Annotated in this window: 9 protein-coding genes and 3 tRNA genes; 4 read left to right on the top strand and 8 right to left on the bottom strand. The window is 45.4% G+C overall.

What is annotated here, in order from left to right; translation table 11 throughout:
* Positions 1 to 63 precede the first annotated feature (63 nt).
* The 7 genes from HMPREF2871_RS07495 to HMPREF2871_RS07465 all read right to left on the bottom strand — a co-directional run bounded on the left by HMPREF2871_RS07495 (position 64) and on the right by HMPREF2871_RS07465 (position 4,542).
* On the bottom strand, positions 64 to 624 hold the full coding sequence (locus HMPREF2871_RS07495; protein WP_049344852.1) for a terminase small subunit: 561 nt from the start codon (positions 622 to 624) through the stop codon (positions 64 to 66).
* Positions 625 to 690: 66 nt separating this feature from the next.
* Positions 691 to 1,386: a hypothetical protein gene (locus HMPREF2871_RS07490; RefSeq protein WP_049344853.1), complete on the bottom strand. Its 696-nt coding sequence runs from the start codon at positions 1,384 to 1,386 to the stop codon at positions 691 to 693.
* 16 nt (positions 1,387 to 1,402) lie between these two features.
* Positions 1,403 to 1,642, bottom strand: coding sequence for a helix-turn-helix domain-containing protein (locus tag HMPREF2871_RS07485; protein ID WP_049344854.1), 240 nt, complete (start codon positions 1,640 to 1,642; stop codon positions 1,403 to 1,405).
* Positions 1,643 to 1,706: 64 nt separating this feature from the next.
* Entirely contained in the window at positions 1,707 to 1,922 is a 216-nt protein-coding gene (locus HMPREF2871_RS07480; RefSeq protein WP_049344855.1) for a helix-turn-helix transcriptional regulator, read from the bottom strand.
* A 118-nt stretch (positions 1,923 to 2,040) separates the two neighbouring features.
* A complete protein-coding gene (locus tag HMPREF2871_RS07475; protein WP_049344856.1) occupies positions 2,041 to 2,814 on the bottom strand; it encodes a hypothetical protein in 774 nt (257 codons plus the stop codon).
* Positions 2,815 to 3,019: 205 nt separating this feature from the next.
* Positions 3,020 to 4,261, bottom strand: a complete 1,242-nt coding sequence (locus HMPREF2871_RS07470) for a tyrosine-type recombinase/integrase (RefSeq protein WP_049344857.1) — start codon at positions 4,259 to 4,261, stop codon at positions 3,020 to 3,022.
* A 196-nt stretch (positions 4,262 to 4,457) separates the two neighbouring features.
* A tRNA-Leu gene (locus HMPREF2871_RS07465) sits at positions 4,458 to 4,542 on the bottom strand.
* Positions 4,543 to 4,703: 161 nt separating this feature from the next.
* Here HMPREF2871_RS07465 and HMPREF2871_RS07460 point away from each other — a divergent pair.
* The 4 genes from HMPREF2871_RS07460 to HMPREF2871_RS07445 all read left to right on the top strand — a co-directional run bounded on the left by HMPREF2871_RS07460 (position 4,704) and on the right by HMPREF2871_RS07445 (position 6,265).
* Positions 4,704 to 5,369, top strand: coding sequence for a hypothetical protein (locus HMPREF2871_RS07460; RefSeq protein ID WP_039862446.1), 666 nt, complete (start codon positions 4,704 to 4,706; stop codon positions 5,367 to 5,369).
* Positions 5,362 to 5,955 (top strand): GTP cyclohydrolase II, encoded by a 594-nt coding sequence (gene ribA / locus HMPREF2871_RS07455; protein WP_004520747.1) that lies wholly within the window; start codon positions 5,362 to 5,364, stop codon positions 5,953 to 5,955. The genes HMPREF2871_RS07460 and ribA overlap by 8 nt, the downstream gene beginning before the upstream one ends.
* A 125-nt stretch (positions 5,956 to 6,080) precedes the next feature.
* A tRNA-Val gene (locus HMPREF2871_RS07450) sits at positions 6,081 to 6,156 on the top strand.
* A 32-nt stretch (positions 6,157 to 6,188) separates the two neighbouring features.
* Positions 6,189 to 6,265, top strand: a tRNA-Asp gene (locus HMPREF2871_RS07445).
* Between the two features lie 301 nt (positions 6,266 to 6,566).
* On the opposite strand, the gene HMPREF2871_RS07440 is transcribed toward HMPREF2871_RS07445, so the two are convergent.
* A partial coding sequence (locus tag HMPREF2871_RS07440) for a DNA adenine methylase (RefSeq protein ID WP_070629758.1) occupies positions 6,567 to 7,270 on the bottom strand: 704 nt, incomplete at its 5' end.

Raw genomic sequence — 7,270 nt, 5'->3', positions numbered from 1 at the left:
TTAATTCTGCTTCCCAAAGCTCAATCTGTCAAATGGTTTTTTACAGGATTGGGCGATTTAACATTAGATTCTGTCCAGTGCCGTAATAAGAATGACGGCATAGCACGTCTTGTCAGGGTCTTTACCTGTAACAGCGGCAATGTCTGCAAGTGTTACTGCCTCCCATTTGCCCCTATGTGTCTTGAGGGCTAAATCCAAAATTGCCTTTTTCTCTTCCTCCGTGAGTGATTCCACAATCGAAGATACATAACTTTTCGGCTTTTCCTGTATTTCCGCCTCTGCCTTGATTTCCGTTTTATCCACTAATAAGCCAAGCATTTTAGCCTTGCCCATCGTGGCCGATACTGCCGCGCTGCTTTGCGGGGTAGGGGCTGTCAGTGCCGCCGCCCGCGCCTGCTCCAGTTCGTGTAACAGGTCGTCCACTGTTACCGCGTGGCGTTGCCGTGCCTCTGCCTTGAGGTTATCTACCATCGCGGAAATATCGGGGGCTTGTAGCAGCTTATAGGCTTCATTGGTTACCGTTTCAGGCTTCATGTTGTCGGCGTTGTAGGCCTGCCGGTATGCTTCGCTTGCATTGCCCGTTTCCACATACAGGCGGGCAAACTGTTCTTGCTTTGGTGTCATGTCTTAATCCTTTCAAAAAGCCGCCCAATAGCTGTTTTCTGCCTTTGGGCGGCTGTTTGGGTGTTGCTACTTCAAGCTATTGAAAACCGCTTCTTTTTCTTTCTCTATGTCTTTAAAGATGTCGAAAATAGCGTTTTCTTCCCCGCCGGTGTTGTCCATCATGTTGAAGAAGCCCGGCAAACGTAAATCAATTATTCGATTCGGCATAGATTCCCCATAGTTTCGGCAATCAGGCCGCAAACCGTTTTCCTGAAGATTCGTTCTCATTTCAATGGCGGCCTTGCCGATTCCTGCCAGTTTTGCGGCGGCTTTGGCATAGGCGCGGGCGGCCTCTAAATATTCAGGTAAGTGGGTCTCTTCAATGCCGGCAATAAACATTTCATAGCGGGAAACGGCCAGCAAATTGCGAAGCTCTGAAATACGGTTCAGATGTTGGCGGCGGTCATTAAATAGGCTTTCCAACAGTTCTTTTTGTACTTCCAGCACATCAGCGGCGCGGTCTGCCTCTTCTCGCTTGGCGGCAATCTCTGAATCAAGCTCTTTGGCTTCTTCGGTGTTTGTGGGTTTGCCCATCTTCAATAAATCGGCAAATATTCCTTTGCGCTTGCTTCTCAGCCCCGCAAATTCATTGATCACCGCTTCCGCCTCTGAAACACCGGCTTCAGCCGCTTCAATTTGGGCGGTCAGTTCACTGCATTTGTCCTCTTCCTCTTTCAGTAATTTTTGACGGGTTGCAAAAACTGTTTTTAAATATTCATTCATGTTTAAAGCTCCTGATTTAATTGATTAATACAAACCGTCCACGCTTCACGGTTTCCCCAAATTGGTTTGTTACTTCTTCCATCACGGTTATGATTTCATGCCCCGCCCTGCGAAGCTCCATAATGCGTGTGTTGTAGCTAAGTATGCCCATCTGTGAAAGCTCCCATGACGTGGCACTTCCTTTTCTCAATCGGGCTAAAACTCGCTCTCTTTGGCTTGGCGTTTTTGCTCTGCCGCTGGTAAAATTGCTTTCCATACTAAGTAATCCTTTCTGCCGTCTGAATGGCCGTTCAGGCGGCATTTGTTTTGCGCTCAATAAATCAATTTGCCTGCTCTTCGCGTTTGGCTGCCAGTTTGCCGATATAGTCGTCAATCTCGCTTGCAAGCCAGCCTGTCGCATTGGCAGAAATTTTGAAAGGGCGGGGAAAATCGGGGCGGTGATGGCGGCTCTTAGGGTTTGCCCAATTCCAGATAGTCGCTCGTGAAACACCTAATGCGCGGGCAGTATCGTCCGCTCTCAATACTTTGTTATCCATTTGGTTTTGCCTTTCTTTAATCGGGTTGGATGACAGGCAAAATAATAGCCGCCTCTGTGGGCGGCTGTTTAGGTAATACCATGCTGACTTCCTGTAATACCATGCTGACTTCCTAAAATTAGCTTGTTAATTCCATGTTTTTTTGGAATTGATTAATCCATTTCATGATAGTTTTTTCCGTTGGCTCTCTTTTTGCCGGGCATGGGATGCCCTTAGTGACAATTAAGTCTTGAATAATTCTACATAACTCTGATTTTCCACCCCATTGATTCAGCATTTCCTTTTTTTCCTCCAGTAACTGATTTACGGCTGCTATCGTTCCTGCTTTCTCATAGGGGCTTTGCTTGGCTTTGCTTGCTTTTTTGGCGTTTTCTGTTATTGCCTCTATGCTGATTTGGTCTTTTCTCAATTCCAAAGACATAAACTCTATTGATGCTGTAATTAAGTTTGCTATTGTTTTGAATTGACTAAAATTTTCTTGCAATGGCTTGTCTTTGAAGTTTGAAACATACTCATAAATGGCCTTTGCTGTAATGAAATACTGCATTTCTAGAAGCATTTCAAAACTTTGCCCAAAGTTTAACTCTTCTATTACAGGATAAAAATATTCTGCATAATCAATTAGTCCGCCGTGTTGCTCCTGATACCTTTCTAACGCGTCATTAACTTGTTCCTCGACTAAAGAAACTTTGTAAGTTTCCTTATAACTCCATAGCGATACACCATGCTCAAATTTTTCAAGGCTTTGAAATGTTCTAGTCAACACCCTTTGGGCTTGCCAGCTAAAAACCCCTAGTGCGTCCTCAAATTCTGGGCTATTAGTAATATTGAATATAGCTGCATATTTTGGGTTATATACTGCAACGTTTCTTGGATATGCGATAGAAACCATGTAATACCTCTAAACTAAAAAATATTCCGGAATATCAAACTTGTATAAACTGGTAACCAGTGGTAACCAGTTGGTAACCAGTAAATTTACGTTAACTGGTTACCGCTTTTTCTTTGTATTTATATTTATATTCATATAGTTATATTTGTTAAATTTTGTGGTAACCAGTGTAACCACTATATTTACTCACGCGCATAGGGAATTTTTAAACCGTCCTGCTCTCTTGGATCATCTGTAATGCCTGGTTGTATTGCTCCCGCAAATAGTCGCTATACCATTGCATAAACTCGATACGCTGGGGCATATACTCGGCCATGTAGGCGTATGAATCCTTTGTTTTATCTTCTTCAACGTGGGCAAGCTGTGTTTCAATCGCGCCGCCGTTGAAGTTGTTTTCATAAAGCAGACTACTTGCTACTGCTCTGAAGCCATGCGGCGTGGCCTTGCCTTTATAGCCTAGTTTCTCGTTAATGATTTTCCCTAGTGTGTTCTCGCTGATATGGCGGTTTACGTTGGTTCTACTTGGAAACATAAACCGGCTATGCCCTGTCAGCGTGTGTAACTCTTGAAGAAGCTCTATTGCCCAATCAGAAAGAGGAACACATAAAGCGGGCTTTGGCTTCATCTTTTCGTGCTTCATTCTTTCGGCGGGAATAATCCAACGCTTGTTTTTAAAGTCCACTTCTTGCCACTGGCCGCCGCGCAATTCGTTATTTCTCACAAATACCAGCATGATCAGCATGATGGCAATTTTGTTTTGCCGCTCTATATTGTTTGCCAGTATCAGGCGGCGGTAAAACTCCGGCAATTCTTCACGGGGCAGGGCGGGTTTATGTTTGGTGGGTAAATTGGGAATGTGATTTTTCAACAGGCGGGCGGGGTTGTTTTCTGAAATTTCCAGCATGGCGGAATAGTCAAAAATCGCCCCTATCCAGCCCCTGATTTTGTCGGCGGTATCAGTAACGCCCCGCGCCATCACGGAATCAAGCAGGGTTTTGATGTGGGTTACCTTGATTTCATTAACGGGGATTTCCCCAATGACTGGGAAAACGTCATTTTTCAAATAACGCATGATTCGCTCGGCGTGATGTTCTTTCCAGCGGGGCAAATTGTCCTCGTGCCATTGCTTGGCCAAATGCTCAAAAGTATTTAACAAGGCGGCTTGCTGGGCTGCTTTGGCTTCTTGCTTGGCTTTGGTAGGGTCTTGCCCTTGTGCAATCATGCGGCGGGCGTTTTCGGTGGCTTGTCGGGCTTCTACCAGTGAAACGGCTGGATATTTCCCGATAGTGAAGTCTTTATCTTTGCCATTCATGCGGTATCTCATGCGGAATATTTTTCCGCCCGCTGGCGTAATTTCAAGATATAGGCTGTTTCCGTCAAATAACTTAACTTTCTTTCCAGTGTTAGACGGTTTGGCAGCTTTAATTTGGCGGTCGTTTAGTGGCATTGTGGGGATGTTTTTCAGTGGTTTTGGCTGATTCCCTGAATCATACCCACAATTTGTGGTTTACTCAATTAAACGGCATTATTTGTATTAGACGATTAGAAAGCGGTTGATTGGCCTTAAGGCATTGATATTACTGGGATTGGTTGCCCGCGTTGGGCGAGATTAGACGAAAAAAAAGCCCCGTAAAGGGGTTAGGTGGTGCGGACGGAGAGACTCGAACTCTCACACCTCGCGGCGCCAGAACCTAAATCTGGTGCGTCTACCAATTTCGCCACGTCCGCACTAATTTGAACCGTGGATTATACACAAGATTAATGGGGGTGCAAAGTCTTGTTTGCTTGAATTTTTCGGCTTATCCCTTATATAATGGTTTATTCCGGCCGTCTGAAAGCAGGGTTTGTTTTCAGACGGCCTCAACTTTACTATTGGTGAGGAAGGGCAGATGCCTGCTTTATTGATTAAAGATTTTTTGCAGACGCAAGGTTTGAAGTTGCCTGCGGATGAGATACATGTTGCTTATTTGACTGCCCAGGCTGTGATTAAAATGGGAAATGCTTCTGTTGAGCGTTCGATTTTGTGGCCGTCTGAAGACGGTTGGCAGTTGGCGGATTATGTTGATGCCGAACATGAATTGTTGCTGAAACAGATTTTTATGGCTTTGGATTCGGTTGCCGAGCGCACCGAGCATTTGAAAAGCGCAGCGGTTTATACAGCGTTTCCGAAAGATGGCGCGTTGTCTCTGGTTCGACTGAGCCGTTGGGGCGTGCCGTTGGAAAATGTGATTCCAATCGACGAGCAGTCCGGACAGGCTTTTTTGGCTGTGCGTACGGCGCAAAGCGGTTGGATGAATGTTTGTCAGAATGTGGCGTATTGGCAGGAAATTGGTGAATTGTCGGACGAACGCAATCATCCCGGTTTGAGTCAGATTTCAGTTCCTGTCTGTATGCCCAGCGGTGCGGTTTTGGGTGTGGTACATGCCGAGTTTGATGTCAAAGACGGCGCGCCCGATGAAGTATTGGTGGCTTGGATTGCCCTTGCCTTGGCGCTGTTGGATTCTTTGAAAAATCTGTTGGGCGTGGCTGAAAGCGAGGAAGCGGAAAATGAGTAACGCGTTGAAGTTTGTCGCGTCATGCCGTTTGCCTACGGAATGGGGCGAATTTACCATGCACGGCTTTGAAGAAGAGAGTGGTCAGGAGCATGTTGCATTGACGATGGGCGATGTTTCAGACGGCCTGCCTGTGTTGTCACGTATTCATTCCGAGTGCTTGACTGGCGATGCTTTATTTTCGGTGAAATGTGATTGCGGCCCTCAGCTTCAAGCAGCAATGCAGACCGTTCAGAAAGAAGGGCGTGGCGTTATCGTATATTTGCGCCAAGAAGGCAGGGGCATTGGTTTGATAAACAAAATCCGTGCTTATCGTCTGCAAGATCAGGGCTTGGATACGGTTGAGGCCAATGTAGCGCTCGGCCTTCCTGTTGATGCACGCGACTTCACTTTGGCCAAGCAGATTTATGATTATCTGCATATTCGTGAAGTCAAGTTGTTGACCAATAATCCTGAAAAAATCCAAACATTGAAAGATTCCGGCATTAATGTGGTCGAACGGATTGCATTACATGTCGGCGAAAATGTGGAAAATGAACGTTATCTGCATACTAAAGCGGATAAATTGGGACATTTGATTTTTGATTGATAGAACGGTATATTGGTAATTTTTGAGGTTAAATAAAATATTCCATATTCTTTCAATGGGATATATTTTTATTTAAATAAAAATCTTGCGCGTAGCCTGATTTTTTGATTTAATGTCAGCTTATCGGGTGATTAGCTCAGTTGGTAGAGCGTCTGCCTTACAAGCAGAATGTCGGCGGTTCGACTCCGTCATCACCCACCAAGTTTCCTTTCATTGTCTTTGACAGTGGATGCGCGGTGGTAGCTCAGTTGGTTAGAGTACCGGCCTGTCACGCCGGGGGTCGCGGGTTCGAGCCCCGTCCGCCGCGCCATTATTTAAAAAGCACTGATTATATCAGTGCTTTTTTATTTGTCTTAAAGACACATCAGCTGCGAAAATAGGAACAGGTAAGTACAGGGTATTGAAATACTGTTTAACCTTAAATTCTGATGATTTTGAAAAAGGTCGTCTGAAACTTTTAAAGTTTCAGACGGCCTTTTGTAAGCCGCCGCCGACTTTTGCACTTTGTTGCAGTAACTTTTGCACTCTAGGTCCCGCGAAAGTTTCGACAGCTTTTGCACTATATCGGATGATGAGAAATAAGAAAAGCGACGCTACCGTCGCTTTTTATTTTACCAATTACATACGACCAATTCTCCACTGGCTTTACCAGTTTTATTTCTTCCGATTGTATAAGCCAGCTCCAGTTGGGTGATACGGAAATCTTTAAACAATTCCCTGATATCAGGGTGGTCATTAATGGATAGCATGACCTTACCCTTACTCTCTGCCATTACCTTGGCCAGTAATTCATACTGCTCCCAGCCAAATGATTGGTCATAGCCTGCGGTCTGCCAATATGGTGGGTCTGCATAGAAGAAGGTATGCTCACGGTCATATCGCTTGAAGCAACGATCCCACGATTCATTCTCTATATAAACACCTTTTAAACGGTCTTTAGCAGCCTTTAATTTAACCTCAATCTGAGATGCATCCCACGCTTTTGACGTGGTAGCTGTCCCGAAATGCTGCTGGACGGTTTTGCCGCCGAAAGCGTTGTGCTGAAGGTAGAAGAAACGAGCGGCACGTTGAATATCTGTCATGCATTCGGGCGGCGTGTTTTGCAGGCAGGAGAATGTCTCGCGGCTGGTCAGCGTCCACTCGAACTGACGGACGAACTCGTCGAAATGGTGTTGTACCACACGATAGAGATTGATGAGCTGTCCGTTGATGTCGTTGAGTACCTCTACTTTAGCAGGCGTTGGGCGCATAAAGAACAACGCTGCGCCACCGGAAAACAACTCAACATAACAAGAATGCTCGGGGAACATGGGCA

The sequence above is a fragment of the Neisseria sp. HMSC067G12 genome, assembly GCF_001812725.1.
GTDB classification, from domain to species: Bacteria; Pseudomonadota; Gammaproteobacteria; order Burkholderiales; family Neisseriaceae; genus Neisseria; species Neisseria perflava.
This window is presented reverse-complemented; position numbering and strand designations above follow the sequence as displayed.